Source organism: Rothia halotolerans (genome assembly GCF_004136635.1).
Classification (GTDB): Bacteria; Actinomycetota; Actinomycetes; order Actinomycetales; family Micrococcaceae; genus Rothia; species Rothia halotolerans.
The window spans coordinates 1,043,236-1,061,544 of record NZ_NOIU01000001.1 but is presented as its reverse complement, the minus strand read 5'-3'; the positions used below and the strand labels follow the sequence as shown (position 1 = coordinate 1,061,544).

At 72.9% G+C, this 18,309-nt stretch carries 16 protein-coding genes; 6 read left to right on the top strand and 10 right to left on the bottom strand.

The window, feature by feature from the left end:
* Positions 1-77: 77 nt before the first annotated feature.
* The 3 genes from EWV39_RS04905 to EWV39_RS04895 all read left to right on the top strand — a co-directional run bounded on the left by EWV39_RS04905 (position 78) and on the right by EWV39_RS04895 (position 2,913).
* On the top strand, positions 78-1,943 hold the full coding sequence (locus EWV39_RS04905) for an acetyl/propionyl/methylcrotonyl-CoA carboxylase subunit alpha (RefSeq protein ID WP_129657213.1): 1,866 nt from the start codon (positions 78-80) through the stop codon (positions 1,941-1,943).
* Positions 1,944-2,116: 173 nt separating this feature from the next.
* A complete protein-coding gene (locus tag EWV39_RS04900; RefSeq protein ID WP_193554679.1) occupies positions 2,117-2,533 on the top strand; it encodes an SRPBCC family protein in 417 nt (138 codons plus the stop codon).
* On the top strand, positions 2,530-2,913 hold the full coding sequence (locus EWV39_RS04895) for a RidA family protein (RefSeq protein ID WP_129657211.1): 384 nt from the start codon (positions 2,530-2,532) through the stop codon (positions 2,911-2,913). The genes EWV39_RS04900 and EWV39_RS04895 overlap by 4 nt, the downstream gene beginning before the upstream one ends.
* A gap of 120 nt (positions 2,914-3,033) precedes the next feature.
* On the opposite strand, the gene EWV39_RS04890 is transcribed toward EWV39_RS04895, so the two are convergent.
* From EWV39_RS04890 to EWV39_RS04875, 4 genes are all read right to left on the bottom strand, one after another.
* On the bottom strand, positions 3,034-4,995 hold the full coding sequence (locus EWV39_RS04890; RefSeq protein ID WP_129657209.1) for a penicillin-binding transpeptidase domain-containing protein: 1,962 nt from the start codon (positions 4,993-4,995) through the stop codon (positions 3,034-3,036).
* 126 nt (positions 4,996-5,121) lie between these two features.
* Positions 5,122-5,589, bottom strand: coding sequence for a ribonuclease E activity regulator RraA (rraA, locus tag EWV39_RS04885; RefSeq protein ID WP_129657207.1), 468 nt, complete (start codon positions 5,587-5,589; stop codon positions 5,122-5,124).
* Positions 5,590-5,688: 99 nt separating this feature from the next.
* Complete coding sequence (locus tag EWV39_RS04880) at positions 5,689-7,260, bottom strand: BCCT family transporter (protein ID WP_129657205.1); 1,572 nt, start codon at positions 7,258-7,260, stop codon at positions 5,689-5,691.
* A 129-nt stretch (positions 7,261-7,389) separates the two neighbouring features.
* Positions 7,390-8,709, bottom strand: coding sequence for a hemolysin family protein (locus EWV39_RS04875; protein WP_129657203.1), 1,320 nt, complete (start codon positions 8,707-8,709; stop codon positions 7,390-7,392).
* A gap of 226 nt (positions 8,710-8,935) precedes the next feature.
* Here EWV39_RS04875 and EWV39_RS04870 point away from each other — a divergent pair, with 226 nt between their 5' ends.
* On the top strand, positions 8,936-9,388 hold the full coding sequence (locus EWV39_RS04870) for an acyl-CoA thioesterase (protein WP_129657201.1): 453 nt from the start codon (positions 8,936-8,938) through the stop codon (positions 9,386-9,388).
* Between the two features lie 85 nt (positions 9,389-9,473).
* Here the strand turns inward: EWV39_RS04870 and EWV39_RS04865 are convergent, their stop codons facing one another.
* From EWV39_RS04865 to EWV39_RS04855, 3 genes are all read right to left on the bottom strand, one after another.
* Positions 9,474-10,229 carry an SDR family oxidoreductase gene (locus EWV39_RS04865; protein WP_165313146.1) on the bottom strand — a complete coding sequence of 252 codons (756 nt, stop codon included), beginning with the start codon at positions 10,227-10,229 and terminating at the stop codon, positions 9,474-9,476.
* A 145-nt stretch (positions 10,230-10,374) separates the two neighbouring features.
* Positions 10,375-11,934: an FMN-binding glutamate synthase family protein gene (locus EWV39_RS04860; RefSeq protein WP_129657198.1), complete on the bottom strand. Its 1,560-nt coding sequence runs from the start codon at positions 11,932-11,934 to the stop codon at positions 10,375-10,377.
* Positions 11,935-12,103: 169 nt separating this feature from the next.
* Complete coding sequence (locus EWV39_RS04855) at positions 12,104-12,646, bottom strand: GNAT family N-acetyltransferase (protein WP_129657196.1); 543 nt, start codon at positions 12,644-12,646, stop codon at positions 12,104-12,106.
* A 232-nt stretch (positions 12,647-12,878) separates the two neighbouring features.
* On the opposite strand from EWV39_RS04855, the gene EWV39_RS04850 reads away from it, so the two are divergent.
* Positions 12,879-14,078 (top strand): MFS transporter, encoded by a 1,200-nt coding sequence (locus EWV39_RS04850; protein ID WP_129657194.1) that lies wholly within the window; start codon positions 12,879-12,881, stop codon positions 14,076-14,078.
* 93 nt (positions 14,079-14,171) lie between these two features.
* Here the strand turns inward: EWV39_RS04850 and EWV39_RS04845 are convergent, their stop codons facing one another.
* The 3 genes from EWV39_RS04845 to EWV39_RS04835 all read right to left on the bottom strand — a co-directional run bounded on the left by EWV39_RS04845 (position 14,172) and on the right by EWV39_RS04835 (position 16,990).
* Positions 14,172-14,942: a YoaK family protein gene (locus tag EWV39_RS04845; RefSeq protein WP_129657191.1), complete on the bottom strand. Its 771-nt coding sequence runs from the start codon at positions 14,940-14,942 to the stop codon at positions 14,172-14,174.
* A 105-nt stretch (positions 14,943-15,047) separates the two neighbouring features.
* Positions 15,048-16,475, bottom strand: coding sequence for a YeeE/YedE thiosulfate transporter family protein (locus tag EWV39_RS14295; protein WP_129657189.1), 1,428 nt, complete (start codon positions 16,473-16,475; stop codon positions 15,048-15,050).
* Between the two features lie 287 nt (positions 16,476-16,762).
* Positions 16,763-16,990: a hypothetical protein gene (locus EWV39_RS04835; protein ID WP_129657187.1), complete on the bottom strand. Its 228-nt coding sequence runs from the start codon at positions 16,988-16,990 to the stop codon at positions 16,763-16,765.
* 206 nt (positions 16,991-17,196) lie between these two features.
* On the opposite strand from EWV39_RS04835, the gene EWV39_RS04830 reads away from it, so the two are divergent.
* Positions 17,197-18,291 (top strand): acyltransferase family protein, encoded by a 1,095-nt coding sequence (locus EWV39_RS04830; RefSeq protein ID WP_129657185.1) that lies wholly within the window; start codon positions 17,197-17,199, stop codon positions 18,289-18,291.
* The last annotated feature ends 18 nt before the right edge of the window (positions 18,292-18,309 follow it).

The following is an 18,309-nucleotide window of genomic DNA, read 5'->3' as shown; positions in this document are numbered from 1 at the left end:
CCGACGTCGGGAACGGTGGGGTCCGCGCGGCCCGCGGCACCGCGGTCCGGCACCTTCGAGAGGAACAGGAGACGAGGATGACGGGATTCACCAAGGTCCTGATCGCCAACCGCGGCGAGATCGCGGTGCGGGTGATCCGCACGGCCCGGGACGAGGGGCTGGCCACCGTGGCCGTCTACGCCGACCCGGACCGCGGCGCCCTCCACGTGGAGATGGCCGACGAGGCGGTCCCGCTGGGCGGCGCCACCGCCGCGGAGTCGTACCTGGCGATCGGGAAGATCCTCGAGGCGGCCCACCGGACGGGCGCCGACGCCGTGCACCCCGGCTACGGCTTCCTCTCCGAAAACGCCGAGTTCGCCCGCGCCGTGGCCGAGGCCGGGCTGACGTGGATCGGCCCGCCGCCGGCCGCGATCGAGGCGCTGGGGGACAAGGTCTCGGCCCGGCGCATCGCGGAGAGGGTCGGCGCGCCCCTCGCCCCGGGGACCGTGGACCCGGTGGGCGAGGCCCGGGAGGTCCTGGACTTCGCGGACGAGCACGGCCTGCCGGTCGCGATCAAGGCGGCCCACGGCGGGGGCGGGCGCGGCATCAAGGTCGCCCGCCGCCGCGAGGAGATCCCGGAGCTCTTCGACTCGGCGGTGCGGGAGGCGACCGCAGCCTTCGGCCGCGGCGAGTGCTTCGTGGAGCGGTTCCTGGACGCCCCGCGCCACGTCGAGACGCAGTGCCTGGCGGATACGCACGGGACCGTCGTCGTGGTCTCCACCCGCGACTGCTCGCTGCAGCGGCGCAACCAGAAGCTGGTCGAGGAGGCGCCCGCGCCGTTCCTGACCGAGGGCCAGGAGCGCGAGCTCTACCGTGCCTCGGAGGCCCTGCTGCGCGAGGCCGGGTATGTCGGGGCGGGGACCTGCGAGTTCCTGGTGGGCCGGGACGGCACCATCAGCTTCCTGGAGGTCAACACGCGCCTGCAGGTCGAGCACCCGGTCTCCGAGGAGGTCGCGGGGCTGGACCTGGTCGCCGAGCAGCTGCGCATCGCCCGCGGGGAGCGGCTCGCGCCCGGCCATCCGGAGATCCGCGGGCACTCCTTCGAGTTCCGCATCAACGGCGAGGACCCGGGCCGGGACTTCCTGCCCTCCCCCGGGATGATCACCCGCTTCGACCTCCCGCAGGGTCCGGGCGTGCGCGTCGACGCCGGGGTCCGGGCCGGCGACGCCGTCTCCGGCGCGTTCGACTCGCTGATCGCCAAGCTCGTGGTCACCGGTGCGACCCGCGAGCAGGCGCTGCGCCGCTCCCGCCGGGCGCTGGGGGAGCTGGTCGTCGAGGGCGTCCCCACCGTGCTGCCCTTCCACCGCGCGGTGCTCGAGGAGGCGGCCTTCGCACCCGAGCTCGCCGCCGGGCCGGGGGCGGCCGGAGGGTCGGAGGTCTCCGGGGCGCCGGAAGCCCCCGGGGCGTCGGGGGCTGCGTCGTCCGGAGGGGCCGGCGCCGACCTGCCGGGCCCCGGAGGAGCTGAGACGGAGCACGCCGACGCCGCGGGCGCCCCGGGATTCGCCGTGCACACCCGCTGGATCGAGACGGAGTTCGCGCGCGATCTCGCCCCGGCCACCCCGACCGCGGGGCCGCCCGAGCCCGGCGTCGTCGAGCTGGCGGGACGGCGGGTCCGCCTCCCGGTGCCTCCCGCCCTGAGGCCGGCGGCCCCCGGCGCCGTGCCCGACGCCGACCTGCCGGGCTCCCCGGCGGACCGGCTCACCGCCCCCGTGCAGGGGGTGGTGACCAGCGTGCTGGCCGAGGAGGGCGCACGGGTCGCGGCGGGGGACCGGCTGCTGGTGCTCGAGGCGATGAAGATGGAGCAGCCCGTGCTCGCCCACCGCTCCGGGACCCTCGTCCTCCTGCGGGGCGAGCCCGGTGCCACGGTCGCCTCCGGCGAGGTCCTCGCCGTCATCGAGGACTGAGTCCGGGGCCGCCGCATCCAGCCGGCGCCGCACGGCCGGGCCGGCGCGGCTGAGGCGGTGCGGCCGCGGCCGGTCCGGGCCACCGCGGGAGCGCCGCGGCCCCGGCCCGCCGCCGACGGTCACGCCGGCCGCCGCCCCTTGCCCCGCGGCCCGCCGGGGACAAGGATGGGTTCATGGACAGTCAACACATCGGCGTGGTGATCAGGCGCTCCCCCGAAGAGGTCTACGAGTTCGCGGCGGAGCCGGCCAACATGCAGCGCTGGGCGGCCGGGCTGGCGCAGTCGGAGGTCCTCCGGGAGGGGAGTTCGCTGGTGACCGAGTCGCCCATGGGCCGCGTCACCGTCCGCTTCGTCGAGCGCAACGCCTACGGCGTCCTCGACCACGAGGTCCTCCTTCCCAGCGGGGAGACCGTCTACAACCCGCTCCGCGTGCTGCCCCACCCCGAGGGCGCGGAGGTCGTGTTCACCATCCGCCAGGACGGCGTCGACGACGAGACCTTCAGCCGCGACGCCGCGATGGTCCGCGACGACCTCGCCCGGCTGCGCGGCATCCTCGAAGAGGTCAGCCCCCTGCGAGGGGACGCCCCGTGATCGAGCACGTGAACCCGGACGCCCTGCACCGCTCGGAGTACTACGACCAGGCCACGATCCTCCAGGGCCCCCTGCTGGTGATCGGCGGCCAGAACGGCGTCACCGCCGCGGGCGAGCTCCTGGAGGGTGCGGAGGCCCAGGCCGTACAGGCCATGCGCAACGTCCTGGCCGTGCTCGACGACGTCGGGACGGACCGCGACCACGTCGGCCGCCTGGGGATCCGGATCGTCGAGAACGTCGACGTGCAGCGGGTCAGCGCCGCGGCCCTGCAGGTGTGGGGCGGGCACCGCACCGCCCTCGTCGTCAGCGTGGTGAGCGCGCTGGCCCGCCCGGGGGCGCTGGTGGAGATCGACGCGCTGGCGACCCTGCCCAACAGCTGAGGCGCTGGGGGCGGTCGCCGAGGGCCCGGTGCGGCCGCCGCGGGACCGGGCCGGCGGCCGGAGCAGACCGGCGGCCGAACCCCGGACCAGCGTCCGGACCCGCCTCCGGCCGGGACCCGCCTAGCCCTGGCCGGCGCTCTCCGGCTCGGGCAGGTCCGCCAGCCGGGTCAGCAGGTCCTCCATCACCGGCCCGCCGGTGACCGCGCCGTAGTCCCCGTCCTCCACGAAGACGCTCACGGCGAGGTCGCCCTGCACGGCCACCACCCAGGAGTGCGTGCGGGGCGGGGTCTCGTCGCCGTACTCGGCCGTGCCGGTCTTGCCACCGACCGGCTCGCCCGGCACATCCTGCAGCACGGTCAGATGGCCGTCGGTGACCACCGAGCGCATCATCTCGCGCAGCTGCCCGAACTGCTCCTCGCTCAGCGACGACGCGGCGGGCTCCCCCTCCGGCTCGTGCCCGGCCACCAGCTCGGGCTGCACCACGGAGCCGTTCTGGATGCTCGCGGCCATCACGGCCATGCCCAGCGGCGAGGTCAGCACCCGGCCCTGGCCGATCATCGACGCGGCGTGCTCGGCTCCGGAGTCCTCCTCACCGATGGAGCCGCCGAAGGCGTCGATCCCCAGGTCGAGGTCCTGCCCGAAGCCCAGCGAGCGCGCGGCGTCGGCCAGCTCGGCCTGGGAGAGCTCCTCGTGCTCGGCGATGAAGGCGGTGTTGCAGGACTGCGCCATCGCCTCCCGCAGGCTGATCTCGCCGGTGTGGTCCGGCAGGTAGGTGCTCGCGTTGCTGAACTCGCGGCCGTCGACCGTGATGTCCGGCGTGCACTGCACCGGCGAGTCGGGGTCCTTCCCCTGCTCCAGCAGGCCGGCGGCGGTGGCCAGCTTGAACACCGAGCCCGGCGCGTACTGGCCCAGCAGCGAGGTGCCGTACCCCTCGGAGTCGGGGCCGTCGGCCGCGGCCAGGACCTCCCCGGTGGAGGGCCTGACGACGACGGCCGCCGAGGGCGACTCGACGTCCTCCAGCACCTTCTGCGCGGCGGTCTGGTAGCGCTCGTCCAGGGTGGTGGTGAGGTCCTCCCCATCCTGCTGCTCCACCGTCTCGAGGGGCCGCGCCTGCCCGGTGGACTCGCCCTCGCCGTCCGGGCCGCCGTCGGGCACCGCGGAGACGACGTAGCCGTCGGTCCCGCTCAGCTCGTCCTGGTACGCCTCCTGCAGGCCGCCGCGGCCGAGCACGTCGCCTGCCGCGAGCTCGCCGTCGGAGGCCTCGATGTCCTCCGCGCTCGCCTCGCCGACGCTGCCCAGGACCCCCGTCGCGTAGCCGCGCTCCCGGGCCAGCGGCATGGTGTCGTCGACGACGTGCGCGCCGTCGACGTCGCCGATCCGCTGCGCGACCTCGCGGTAGTCGTCTTCGCGCAGCGCGAGCGCCTCCACGAAGGCCTCATCCCCGTAGCCGGCGACCTGCTGCGCGTACTGCCCGGCGTCGATGTCCAGCACGTCGGCGAGCGCGCGGGCGCTGCGCTCGGCCTCCTCCTCGCTCAGCCCCTCCTTGTCGACCCCCACGCGGTGCACCGGCCGGTCGTTCATGAGAGCGACGCCGTGGGCGTCGAGGATCCTCCCGCGCTCGGCGGAGGCGCGGGACAGCCCGAGGACCTCGTCCTGCCGCAACCCGGGGGCCAGCAGGTCCGGGGAGTAGTCCAGGGTCCAGCCGTCCTCGCCCTGCTCGAGCGTCGCCTCGGTCCGGTACGTCCAGGAGGCGTCCTCGGAGAGCTCCCAGGTCCAGTCCAGCCGTGCGGTCCCGCCGCCGTCGCCGGCGGAGTACTCGGCCAGGGATACCTCCGGGTCCCCGGGCATCTGCTCGAGGACGTCCGCGACCCTGCCGGAGGGGTCCTGCCCGCCGGCGTCGGAGGGCGCGACGTCGACGCCGTCCAGCGAGCGCCCGGAGAGGGCCTGGGCGAGCCGCTCGGCGGTCTCGCGCCCGTCATCGGGCGAGCAGCCGCTGAGCGCGGCGGTGACGCCGAGCACGGCGAGCGCCGAGAGCGCGATCGGGCGGGTGCGTGGGCGGTGCGGCGGGCGCGAGGTGATCATCCCTCCACCCTAGGGGGTGACGCGGAGGGGGTGGGCCGCCCGCTCTCTCCCCCGGCCCCAGCCTCTTCCCCGACCCCGGCCCCGGCTCACCGGCGGACCGCCCGCCCCCTGCGGGCCGTCCCGGGATCAGCGCTCCACGAGGATCCCGTCCGCGTCACTGTAGAGCCGCTTGCCGGGGGCGAAGACGACGTCGTCCACCGTCAGCGTCACGTCCTTCTCCCCCGCGCCGGTCTTGGTGCTCTTGCGGGGGTTGCTCCCGAGGGCCTTGACCCCGATCGCGGTCCGGGCGATCTCCTCCCGGTCCCGGATCGCGCCGAAGATGACGACGCCGGCCCAGCCGTTGCCCCGCGCGAGCTCGGCGATCATGTCCCCCATCACCGCCCGCTTCAGGGAGCCCCCGGCGTCGACGACGAGCACCCGCCCCTCCCCCGGCTCGGAGAGCACAGACTTCAGCAGGGCGTTGTCCTCGAAGCACCGGACCGTGCGGATGGGTCCCTCGAAGGCCTCGACGCCGCCGAGGTTCTGCATCTGCAGGGACAGCGACTGGATGTCCTCGCCCAGGTCGTCGTAGAGGTCGGCGGTCTTCACGGTCATGTCTCTCCTCGGCTTCGGTAGTGATTCCCGTCTCACTATAGTGGGGCGATCCCCGGGGAAGCCGGGCCCCGCCCCCGGCCGCCGAGCCGTGCAGCGGTCCTACCGCGTCCCGCCGATCCCCTGCTCCTTCGCCAGCCGGCGCACGTACATCGGCGCCGCCCACACCGCAGGGAGCATGAGGAAGCCCGCCGGGACGGCGGTGACCACGATGAAGGACTGCAGCGCGTTGATCCCGCCGTCGCCGATCGAGATCAGCACGGCGGCGGCGAGCCCCATGATCACCGCCCACAGGACGCGCTGCGAGGTGGACGGCTCGTCGACCGGCGAGCAGGCCTGGGCGATGCTGTAGGACATCGAATCCGCCGTCGTGGCGACGAAGACGATGGTGAGGAGGAGGAAGGCCCCTCCCACCAGCAGGGTCAGCGGCAGCTGGGAGGAGATCGCCATGACCGCCGCGGGCAGGCCGGACTCCTCCAGGGGACCGGAGATCGAGCCGGGCGAGCGCTGCTCGAACATGATCCCGGTGCCGCCCAGGACCGTGAACCAGAGGCAGCTGACCAGCGGCGGCAGCACCGTGGTGCTCACGATGAGGTCCCGCACGGTGCGCCCGCGGGAGATCCGCGCGATGAAGATCGCCATCAGCGGCGCGTAGCCCAGGAACCAGCCGAAGAAGAAGAGGGTCCACTGTGAGAGCCACGCGGCGTCGCCCTGGTAGAGCGTGGTGCCGAGGAAGTTCTGGGCATAGACGCCGAGCCCTCCCACGAAGGACCGCACGATGTACCAGGCCGAGCCGAGCACCAGGATGAGCGCCATCAGGGCCACGGCGAGCCAGATGTTGGCCCGGCTGAGGATCTGGATCCCCCGCCCGAGCCCGGAGATCACCGAGGCGCACGCGACCGCGACGAGCACGGCGATCACGAGCAGCTGCGTCAGGTAGACGTCGGGCACCCCGAAGAATGCGGAGAGCCCGTAGGAGACCTGAAGCCCCAGGAAGCCGATCGGCCCGACCGTGCCGGCCACCATGGCGATGATGGACACGATGTCCGCCGCGGCGCCGATCCAGTGCCGGGCCACCTTGGCCCCCATGATCGGGTAGAGCAGGGTGCGGGGACGCAGCGGCATGCCCTTCTGCACGCCGTACATCATCACGATCGTGCCCAGCGAGCCGATGATCGCCCAGGCGAGGAAGCCCCAGTGGACGAAGCTCTGCGCGAGCGCGGTGTACCCCGCCTGGACGGGGTCGGAGACCTCCCCCTCGAAGTGCGGCGGGGTGGTCACCAGGTGGTTCACCGGCTCGGCGGCGGCCCAGAAGACCCCGCCGCCGGCCAGCAGGGTGCTCATGACCATGGCGACCCACTTGAAGCGGCCGAACTCCGGCGTCGAGGTCCCGCCCAGCCGGGCGCGGGCCCAGGGCGTGAAGGCCAGCACGATGGCCACCAGGAAGGTGACCAGGAGGAGCACCTGCCAGTAGGGGCCGAACCAGCGGGCGGAGGCGCTCAGCCCGGCGTCGACCCAGGAGCTGACGGTCTCGGGGAAGATGATCGCGCCGAGGACGAAGGCGCCGAGGGCCCCGGCGCTGATGCCGGTGACCCAGCGGTCGGTCCGCGGCGGCGCGGGAACGGCGTCGTCTCCGTTCTCGAGATCTGGCTTGGACGTGGTCTGGACGGACACTCGTCACCCGTTTTCATGGTCGATGCGCCGCTGCGGAGATGGGAACGTGGGGTGCCGGCACGGGATCGATGGTCGAGCGGCGGACGAGGCCACCGGCGCCAGGCACATCGGACCAACCTATCAGCGGGGTCAAATCGGCCGGGCTCGCTCCTCCGGCCCCGTCTCCGCGTCCCGGGCGGCGATCCGGACGGAGGCCACGCGGTGCCCGTCCATGCTCAGCACCTCGATCGCGCGGCCGGCGAGGAGCACGACGTCGCCCTCCCGCGGCACCCGGTCCAGCTCGTCCTGGAGGAACCCGCCGATGGTCTCGTAGGGGCCCTCGGGAAGCTCCAACCCGGTGCCCTCGGCGACGTCCTCGAGCGTGAGCCCGCCGTCCATCTCGGCCTCGTCCTCCCCCGGATGGGCGGAGGGCCGGTCCCCCTCGGCGTCGTACTCGTCCTCGATCTCCCCGACGAGCTCCTCCACCAGGTCCTCCAGCGTCACGATGCCGTCCGTCCCGCCGTACTCGTCGATCACGACGGCGATGTGCGTGCGCTCCCGGCGCATCAGCGTGATCGAGCCGAGCACGCCGTTGGTGCCGGGCAGCACGACGATCCTGCGCGCCAGCTCCCGGACCCGGCGGGAGCCGTCGCGGGGCTCGGCCAGCAGGATGTCGCGGACGTGGACGAAGCCGCGGACGTCGTCGAAGTCCTCGCCCGTGACCGGATAGCGGGAGTAGGGGTGCTCGGCGATCTCCTCCACGGCCCGCGTCAGCGTCAGCTCGGCGGGGAGGAAGACCGCCTCGTGGCGCGGGCGCATGACCTCGCTGATCGTGCGCTCGTTGGTGCGGAAGACGTCGCGCAGGATCTGCCGCTCGTCCTCGGGCAGGCCCTCGTGGGCGACCACCAGGTCCCGCAGCTCCTCCTCGGACATCTGCTCGCCGGCCTGGCCGGGGTCCACCCGCAGGAGGCGGAGCAGCCCGTCGGTGGAGACCGAGAGCAGCCAGATGACCGGCCGCATCAGCGTGGAGAACGTGTCCAGCGGCGGTCCGACCACGAGCGCTATCCCCGAGGAGCGCTGCAGCGCGAGCCGCTTGGGCACGAGCTCGCCCAGCACGAGCGAGCAGAAGGCCACCACCAGGGTCATCGCGACCAGCGCCACCGTCTGCGCGGCCTGCTCCCGCAGGCCGAGGCCGGTCAGCGCCGGGGCGAGGTCCGGTGCGATCGTGGAGGCGCCGTAGGCCGCGGAGAAGAAGCCCGCCACGGTGACGCCGATCTGCACCGCGGCGAGGAAGCGGTTGGGGTCCCGGGCGATGCGGGCCACCCGCTGGCCGCGGCGGCCGCGCTTCTCCAGCTGGTCGATCTGCCCCTCCCGCAGCGAGACCAGCGCGATCTCCGTCGCGGCGAACACGCCGCCGATCAGGACGAAGAGGAGGACGAGCCCGATGTTTAGCCAGGTTCCCGCGTCCATCTAGAGCACCGCCTCGGCGGCGGACGGACGCGGGCCGGGACTTCGATGGCGATCCATGTGTTCCATGAAACGTCAGCCTCCCGGGGTGCGCAAGGGCTCCCCGGCCCGCGGAGGCGTCCGGCCGTGCCGGCTGACGGGCTCCCGGCGGCGTCCGGTCCGCCGATCTCGGTCGATGGTGGGACCCACGGCACAGCTTCGACGCGGCCCCGAGGTCTACCCTGGTCCCATGACCTCCGATGCCCCCTCCAGCCCCCTGCACGACTCCTCGGTCGAGGACGACGCCGTCAACTTCCGCACCCGCAAATGGGTCAAGCCGGAGGACCTCAACGCCAACGGCACCCTCTTCGGCGGCTCCCTGCTGCGCTGGATCGACGAGGAGGCGGCGATCTACGCGATGCTCCAGCTGGGCAGCTACCGCGCGGTGACCAAGCTGATCTCCGAGATCAACTTCGTCTCCTCGGCGGTCCAGGGGGACATGATCGAGATGGGGCTGAAGGCCGTCCGGTTCGGGAAGACCTCCCTGACCATGCGGGCCGAGGTGAGGAACATGATCACCCGCAAGCTGATCCTCTCCATCGACAGGATCGTCTTCGTCGCCCTCGACGAGGAGGGGAACCCCGTCCCGCACGGCTACTCCGAGATCACCTACCAGCGCGACAGGCTCCCCGGCCGCTCCTGAGCCCCGCGCGCCGTCGGGCGCCCGGTCCGGGCCCTCCGGGCGGTATCCGGTCCGGCGCCGTCTCCTCGGACCCGGCCCCGCGCGCTCACCGCGCCGGGCTGCCCCGGACCCAGTCCTCCAGCGTCACGGTGTCCACCACGCCGTCCTCCGGGATGAGCGCCCCGCCGGCGATGGCGCGCCCCAGGTAGGGGACGGGGAGGATGAAGCGGGGCAGGCGCTCCGGGAAGACCTCCCGGTACCTCAGGAGCGTCCGGAGCATCTCCTCCGCCGTCGCCTCCTCGGGGCCCCGGATCGCCAGGACGCGGTCCTCCTCCCCCGGCGCCTCGACCTCGCGCACCACCAGGGCCGCCACCCGGTCCACCGCCACCGGCGCCATCCGCATGGAGGGAGGCACGGCGAACGGCCCCAGACCCGTGCGCCCCGCGAGGGCGGGGAGCAGCTCGAACCACTGCGTCGAGCGGACGAGCGTGACGGGCACGCGCGCGGTGCCGTAGATCCTCTCCTGCGCCGCCTTGCCCCGGTAGTACCCCATGAGCCGGCTGACCTCCGGGTCGGCGGCCCCGTGGATCGAGACCACCACGATCCTGCCCGCCTCGGCGCGCTCGGCCGCGGCGGTCACCTGGGTCGCGGAGCGGGTGAAGAAGTCCACGGCCCTCCTGCCGCTCGCGGTCCCCACGTTGAGGCAGTCCACGACGACGTCGGCCCTGCGCATCGCCCTCTTCAGCTTCCGCCCCTCCACGGCGTCGACGCCGGTGGCACGGCTCGCGGCCACCACCTTGTGCCCCCGGGCCGCCAGCCGCTCCGCGACCCGGCCGCCCAGGGTCCCCGTCCCGCCCAGCACCGTCACCTTCATAGGATCAGGGTAAGCCCGCCCGCCGGTTACCGGGAGGTCCGCACACGGCCGCGGGCCCCAGCCGCCGCGAGCCCCCCCTCGACGCTGCGGAATCGATTCCGCAGCGTCGAGGACGCTTTTCCGGGCGTCCCGCTCAGTTGGCGCGCAGGTGCTGGTGCGTCGGCACCTGGAAGCTGCCCGCGTCCGCCCGGTCCCATTCGTGCAACCAATCCTCGGGAGCCGTGCCGTCGAGGATCGAGCCGTTCTCCAGCCACTCGAACATCTCCTTGTAGGAGGCCGAGCTGGTGGAGTCGATCCGGTGCATGACGTGCTCGGGGCCGAGGTCGTGGAAGGAGCGCACCCCCATCGAGGCGAGGATCCGCATGGCCGAGCGTATCGTCCCGACGTGGTAGTTGCGGACCCGCGAGCTCTTGTCCTCGACGTCGACGCCGTGCGCCAGCCACGGGTTCTGGGTGGCGACGCCGGAGGGGCACCTGTTCGTGTTGCACCGCTGCGCCTGGATGCATCCGGTGGCCATCATCATCCCGCGCGCGGAGTTCGTGAAGTCCGCGCCCAGCGCGATCCGGCGCACGATGTCCGCCCCGCCCACGACCTTCCCCGAGACCCCGATCGAGACCCGCTCGCGCAGCCCGGCGCCGATCAGCGCGTTGCTGACCGTGATCAGGCCGTCGGTCAGCGGCATCCCGACGGCGTCCTCGAACTCCACCGGCGCCGCGCCCGTGCCGCCCTCCGAGCCGTCGATGGTGATCCAGTCCGGAGTGATCCCCGTCTCCAGCATGGCCTTGCACAGGGCGAGGACCTCGATCCGCGAGCCCAGGCAGAACTTGAGACCCACCGGCTTCCCCTCGGCCAGCCGCCGCACCCGGGCGATGAAGCGCACCAGCTCGCGCGGCGTCGAGAACTCCGGGTGGGCCGCCGGGCTGATGCAGTCCTCGCCCTCGGGCACCTCGCGCGCCTCGGCGATCTCCCGGTTCACCTTCTCCCCCGGCAGGACGCCGCCGATGCCCGGCTTGGCCCCCTGGCTGATCTTGATGAGGACGCCCTTGATCTGCGGCGTCGCGGCCTTCTCGGCGAAGACCTCGTCGTTGAAGCGGCCCTCCTCGGTGCGGCAGCCGAAGTACCCCGAGCCGAACTCCCAGATGAGGTCCCCGCCGTGCTCCAGGTGGTACCGGCTGAGCCCGCCCTCGCCGGTCTCCTGCGAGAAGCCGCCGAGCGCCGCGCCCTTGTTCATCGCCATCACCGCCTGCGGAGAGAGGGCCCCGAAGCTCATGGAGGAGACGTTGAACAGCGAGATGTCGTAGGGCTGGGTGCAGTCCGGGCCGCCCAGGCGCTGCCGCGGCTCGGCCTCCATCATCTCCACCGGCGCCATCGTGTGCAGCAGGTAGTCGTGGCCCGGGCGCAGGACCTTCCGCTCGGTGCCGAAGGCCTGCTCCCCGGTGAGGCCCTTGGCCCGCTCGTAGATCATGGAGCGGGTGTCGCGGTCGAAGGGTCGGCCGTCGTAGTTGTTCTCCACGAAGTACTGCTGGATCTCCGGGCGTATGAACTCCATCGCATATCTCGCGTGGCCCAGGACGGGGAAGTTGCGCAGGATCGTATGCTTCTTCTGGAATCTGTCCCGGGCCGCCATGCCGATCAGGCCGGCGGCGCCGGTGATGCCGAGGGAGGCGACGATGCGCCCGGCTGTGGAGGTCATGGAGCCCGCCCTTTCCGTTCCCGTCAGTGGTGAGACCAGCGTAGTGAAATTCTGCCCGGCAAGCGGCATCGACGTCGCGGAAAGTCCTTCGGCGGCGGGGACGGCGGCCCTCAGCAGGGCTCCGCCGGCTCCTCTCAACTCGGCCCGGCAGGGCCCCGGCCGACGTTCCTCAGCGCGGCTCGGCGGGGTCCTCGCCGGCGGGGCTGAGCTCGAGCTGGAGGAGGGCGACGTCGTACCACCGCCCGTTCTTGTAGCCGATGCGGCGCAGCAGCCCGGCGCGCTCGAAGCCGAAGCGGGCGTGCAGCGCCTCGCTCGCGGCGTTCGGCTGGGCCACCCGCGCGATCGCCACCTGCATGCCCCGCTCGCGCAGGCGCTCAAGCAGCGCGGCATACAGGGAGCTGCCGACGCCGCTCCCCCGCGCCCCGTCCGCGAGGTAGACGCTGACCTCGGCGGACCACCGGTAGGCGGGCCGCTGGGCGAAGGGGACGCCGTAGGCGTAGCCGAGGACCTCGCCCTCCCGCTCGGCCACGAGCCAGGCGTGCGAGGCCCGGACGGCGGCGATCCGCTCCCCCATGGCGGCCGCGGCGGGAGGCTCGAGCTCGAAGGTCGCGTTGGTGTCCCGGACGTAGGGGGCGTAGATGCGCGCGCAGGGGGCGGCGTCGGCGGGGCCGGCGCTCCGGATGGTCGCGGACGAGTCGGGATGAGGTGCCATAGTGGGCACTGTAGCGGGCCGGGCGCGCCCCGACCGCGGTCGGCGGCGGTCGGCCGCGGCCGGCGGGGGTCGGCGGCGGCCGGCGGCGGGGGAATAGCCCCGCGGGCGGCATGGTTGTCATGTGACGCAGAGGACGCGCCGACCCTCGGGGCCGCATCGCGTCCGGGCCGCCCACCGCCCGAGCCCGAGCGCCGGACGGCCCCACCACGCCGAGGCCCCCGGAGGATGCCGCATGTCAGACGCCGTTTCCAAGACCCGGCGACCCGCCTCGGGGTGGTCCCTGGCGGCGGTCTCCTACGTGTTCGCCGTCGTCATGATGGGCACCACGATGCCGACGCCGCTGTACCCGCTCTACGAGGAGCGCTTCGGCTTCGGCAGCGCCACCACCACCGTCCTGTTCGCCGTCTACGCCGGCGGGGTGATCCTCTCCCTGGTCCTGTGCGGCAGGCTCTCGGACGCGCTGGGGCGCCGGCCGATGCTGCTGGCCGGCGTCGTGCTCTCGCTGCTCTCCGCCGCGCTCTTCGCCGTCGGGACCGCGGAGTGGCTGCTGTACACCGGCCGCGTCCTCTCCGGGCTGGCGGCGGGGATCTTCACCGCCACCGGGACCGTCTGCGTCATGGAGAACGCCCCGCGCGGCCGGGAGCGTCTGGCCGGGTCGCTCGCGACCTCGGCGAACATCGGCGGCCTCGGCCTGGGCATCCTGATGGCCGGGCTGATCGGGGCGTGGAGCGCCTCGCCGCTGCGCACCCCCTACCTGGTGCACGCCGTGCTGCTGCTCCTCGCCGGCCTCGCCCTGCTGGCCGTCCGCGAGCGCGTGGTCCCGGATCCCTCGAAGGCGGCCGTGCAGCTGCCGCGGGTGCCCGCCGAGTCCCGGCGGCTCTTCGCGGCCTCGGTGGTCGGGGCGGTCACCGGCTTCGCGGTGTGCGGCGTGTACTCCTCGGTGGGGCCGAACTTCATGGGCTCCGTGCTGGGCATCCACTCCTCCGCGGTCATCGGCGTCGTCGTGTTCCTGCTCTTCGGGTCATCGGCCGCGGGGCAGATCGCCTTCCGCTCGCTGGCGGACCGCACGCTGATCGTGGCGGGGTCGATCTGCCTGGTCTTCGCGATGGGCCTGCTGGCGGGCGCACTCGGCGCCGCCTCCCTGACGCTGCTGATCGTCTCCGCGGTGCTGGGCGGCATCGGACAGGGGCTGCTGTTCATGACCGGGATGCGGGCCGTCACCGGCGCCACCCGGCCGGAGAACAGGACGGAGGCGACGACGTCGTACTTCATCGTCGGCTACCTGGCGATCTCCCTGCCGGCCATCGGCACCGGCGTGCTCTCCGAGGCGCTCGGGCTGGTCCCGGCGAGCCTGGTCTTCGCGGCCGCCGTCGCCGTGGCGACGCTGCTGGGCCTGGTGAACGCGCGGCGGTTCTCCGCGAACGCGGGGTGATCCGCCGCGTCGAGCCAGCGGCGGCCGGGGTGTGCGCCCCGAGACGGCCCATCCGCCCACGCGCGTCCCGTCTCCCGGCGGAGACCGGCTGGGTCACCCGACGGGGACCGGCTGGCGCTTCCTCGAGCGGCCCGTGAGGTCCCGGATCGAGGGCGGCAGCGCGGCGAGCAGGATCAGCACGGCGCCCACCAGCAGCGTCTGGAACCCCATGACCCAGTACGCGGAGGCCCCGATCAGGCCGCCGACGAGGAACAGCCCGACCAGCGTCGAGAGCACCGTCAGCTTCTCCCGGTCCGCCCGCACCCGGCGGGCCTCCGGACCGCGGCTGAAGTAGAACAGCCGGCCCAGCTCCACCCTGAGGTCGGTGATCATGCCCGTGACGTGGGTGGTGCGCACCGGGAAGTCGCGGATCTTGGTGATCAGCGCGTTCTGGAGCCCCATGGTGAAGCACAGGGGGACCACCAGGAGCCGCTCGAAGTGCTGCTCGTCGGCGAACCCCGCCAGCAGTCCGATGACCAGCATCAGGAACCCCTCGATGACCAGCACGTTCGCGTACCGGCTGGAGAGGCGGTGACGGCTGCCCCAGGTGTAGAGCACCGTGGAGATCACCGCGCCCAGGACGAAGGAGCAGATCGCCATGACCCCCGCCAGCACCAGCCCGAGGTCGAGGACGACGGCGTGGGCGGCGAGGTCGGCGACCATGCCGGTCATGTGGGAGGTGTACATCCCGACGGCGACGAAGCCGACGGCGTTCAGTGCGCCCGCGATGAGCACCAGGAGGTAGGCGAGGTGCCGGTCGAACAGCGGGGTCCGCCGGGGTCCGGAGAGCAGGTGGGCGTAGCGGAGGAACCTCGTCATCAGCATGGGTGCCAACCTAGCCGACCCGCCCGTCCGGACCCAGGGACTGTGAGCCATCGCCCTGTTAACTCTGCGTGAACGACGCCGGGCGCGGGCACGCCCGGCGTCCGCTCACCCCTTCCGGAGGGTGATCTGCCAGCTGGCCTCGCCCTTCTCCCGGAAGTCGGTGACCTCGTGCCCGTCCTCGGCGGCCCAGTGCGGGATCGCCTCGGTGGCCTGGGTGCAGTCGAAGTCGATGACCAGGTGCTCGCCGGGGCTCAGCGTCTTCATCACGTCCTTGGCCTCGATCAGGGGGAACGGGCAGACCGCGCCCAGCGAGTCCAGCGCGTAGTAGCCATCCCCCAGGTCCCTGAGCTTGCCCGAGGGGGCCTCTTCCCGGGACTTCAGGGCCACGGACGCCGGGGCTGCGGCGAACCCGCCGAAGACGCCGGCGCCCTCGGGCCGGGACCGCTCGCCGTCCACCGCGTCCACGGTGTCGTCGACGGTCTCGTCGGTCGAGTACGTCTCGGGGTCGCCCGCGGTCCGCGCGGCCTCCGCCTTGGAGGGCTTGAGCCAGATCTTGGCGGCCAGGCCCACGCCGGCGGCGATGGAGGCCAGCGCGATCCAGCCCTGGAAGCTGAAGAGGCTGGTCTGGACCATGCCGTTGCCCACGGTGCAGCCGCCGGCGAGGGCGGCGCCCACGCCCATCAGGACGCCGCCGCCCACGGAGCGGGTCGCGGCCTTGGCGTCCGGCACGCGGACCCGGAACTCCCCGGTCGCCTTGGCGGCGATGAACGCGCCGGCGAACAGGCCGAGCACCAGCATCACGCCCCAGTCGATGCTCTCGCCGGAGCCGTTCACCACGAAGTTGGCGAAGTTGGAGCTCGGGGTGGTGATCCCCAGGCCGTCGTTGCGGCCGGAGGCCGCGGAGAGGGGCCAGGCGATGACGCCCAGGACGCCGATCAGCGCGCCGGCGGTGTAGAAGTGCAGGGGCCGCTTCCAGGCGGGCCTGCCGTCGAGCGCGGCCGGCTTCGGGATCCGCGCCTCCTTCCGCAGGAAGTGGCGGGCCAGGAAGACCGTGATCGCCGCTAGGACGACCACGAACAGCCACGGCGAGACGCCCAGCACCTCGGGGAGGGTGGTCAGGCCCGTGTCCCAGCCCTTCATCCACGCGGCGAAGCCGGTCAGCGGGCCCGTCTTCATGGCGGCGGCGGACAGGGCGTACATGATCAGAGCGATCCACGAGCCGACCAGGCCCTCGGCGGAGCGGTACCACGTGCCGGAGGCGCAGCCGCCGGCGAGGATGATGCCGACCCCGAACATCAGCCCGCCCAGGACCACCGCGACGGGGGCGAAGGTGGGGTACTCGGGGGCGATGACCCCGGCGGAGGTCAGCGCCGCGATGCCGACGGCGTGGACGGCGATCACGATGAGAAGGGCGACGAAGGTGCGCCAGGAGCGCTGCAGGAAGATGTCCCGCAGCATGCCGGTGACGCAGAACCGGCCGCGCTGCATGACAGCGCCCAGGAGAGCGCCGATGAGCAGCCCAGTGGCAATCATGGGGCGGATGTCCTCACTCGAGACGATCGATGGATACTCCCGGCAACATACAGAGGCCGGCGCACCGCGTCGAGGGTTCGTTAACCCTGCGTCATGTTGAGGCGGGGCGAGCGGGTCATCGGGAGGCGATCGTCGGGGGGGAAGGATGGTCATCGGGCCGAAGCGAGGGCACGGTCCTCGGGCCGCGACCAGGGCGTCTCATCCTTCGGCACCGCGGCCGTCCTGAGGACGCCCGGCCGTCCCGGGGAGGCCCGAACAGCACCCCCGGGGGCAGCCGTGGACCCCACTCACCGCCGGCTGCGAGGTTCCCGGAGCTCCGCCTCTCTCCTGCCGCGCCGCCTCAGGGCGGAGACCACCAGGATGCACGCCGCCCCGAAGAGGCACAGGAACAGCCCGACGACCGAGACCGTCCCCGACAGCAGGCCGCTGCCGGCATTCCAGAAGAGGAATACGGCGAACAGGGCGGCGAGGCCCAGGATGGTGGTCGGCCAGTCCGTGCGAGTCCTCGATGACATTGTCGTCCCCTTCCGCGGGCTCCCCGCCCACGGCCTCGGCCGGGACGGGCGGTCGCGTCCATCCTCTCATCGAACCTCACCGCCTTGTCAGCCCCCGACCATAGATGCCCTCCGGGGAATGCAGGCCCCGACGACGCCGTACGGGACTCAGCGGAGGCCTAGCCCCTGTTCAGCCCCTTAAGAAACCCGGACGTTACGGTCCCCACGTGCTTACTCGTGATCATCGGCTGGACCGCGCAAAGGGCGTCCTGATCTCCATGGTCGTCCTCGGCCACCTGCTGGAGGCGGTCTCCTACTGGGACTCCGGGACCCTGCGCTTCGTGGAGACGGCCATCTACTCCTTCCACATGCCCGCCTTCGTGTTCCTGGCGGGCATCACGGCCAAGTCCGACCGGCTGACCCAGCGGGTCCTGGTCTTCCTGGTCCTGCTCGGCACCTCCCTCCCCCTGTACTACGGGTGGACGGGCCTCTGGGGACCGGATCCGGAGGTCGACGCCCTGGCACCGTACTGGAGCACCTGGTTCCTGCTGGCGATGGCGTGGTGGATGCTCAGCGTGCCCCTGATCGAGCGCTTCCCCCGCGCCACGCTGGTCGCCTCGCTGACCGCCGGCCTGTTCGGCGGGGTGGTCCCCCTCCTCGACGACGAGCTCGCGGCGGCCCGCACCCTCGCCTTCTGGCCCTTCTTCGTGGTCGGGAAGCTCTACGGCGCGAGGATCCTGGCCTGGGCCGGGAAGCACCGACCCGCCACGATGGTCGGCCTGGTGATCGCGGCCGCCGGGCCCGTCCTGGCGTTCTACCTCAGCGACGTGGGCAGCCGGTGGTTCTACGGCAGCCGGAGCTTCGACTGGTTCGGCTCCACGCTCCTCGAGGGCTCGGCGATGCGACTGGCCATCGACCTGAGCGCGGCGCTGAGCACGGTGGCGCTGGTCTCCTGCCTCCCCTCGAAGGACGGGTACCTCGCCACGGTGGGCCGTCACTCCCTGGCCGTCTACCTGCTGCACGGATTCGTCGTGAAGCTGCTCGAGGTGCCCCTGAGCGAGAGCCTCGAGCACGTCTCCCCCGTCGCGATGCTGCTGGCCTGCCTGGCGCTGGCCGCGGTGACCACCTGGCTCTTCGCGCTGACTCCGTTCAACGCGGCGATCCGCGGCTACGGGACGACGCTGAGCCGGCTGATCGCGGCCCCCTTCGCCCGCCTCGGCACGCGGGAAGCCTCCCGAGGCTCCGGCGAGGGTCGTTCCCCTCGGACCCCCGAGCACTCGGCCGGCAGCAGATCGGACGGCAGCCGCCTCAACGCCACCTGACGATGCACGGAAGTCACC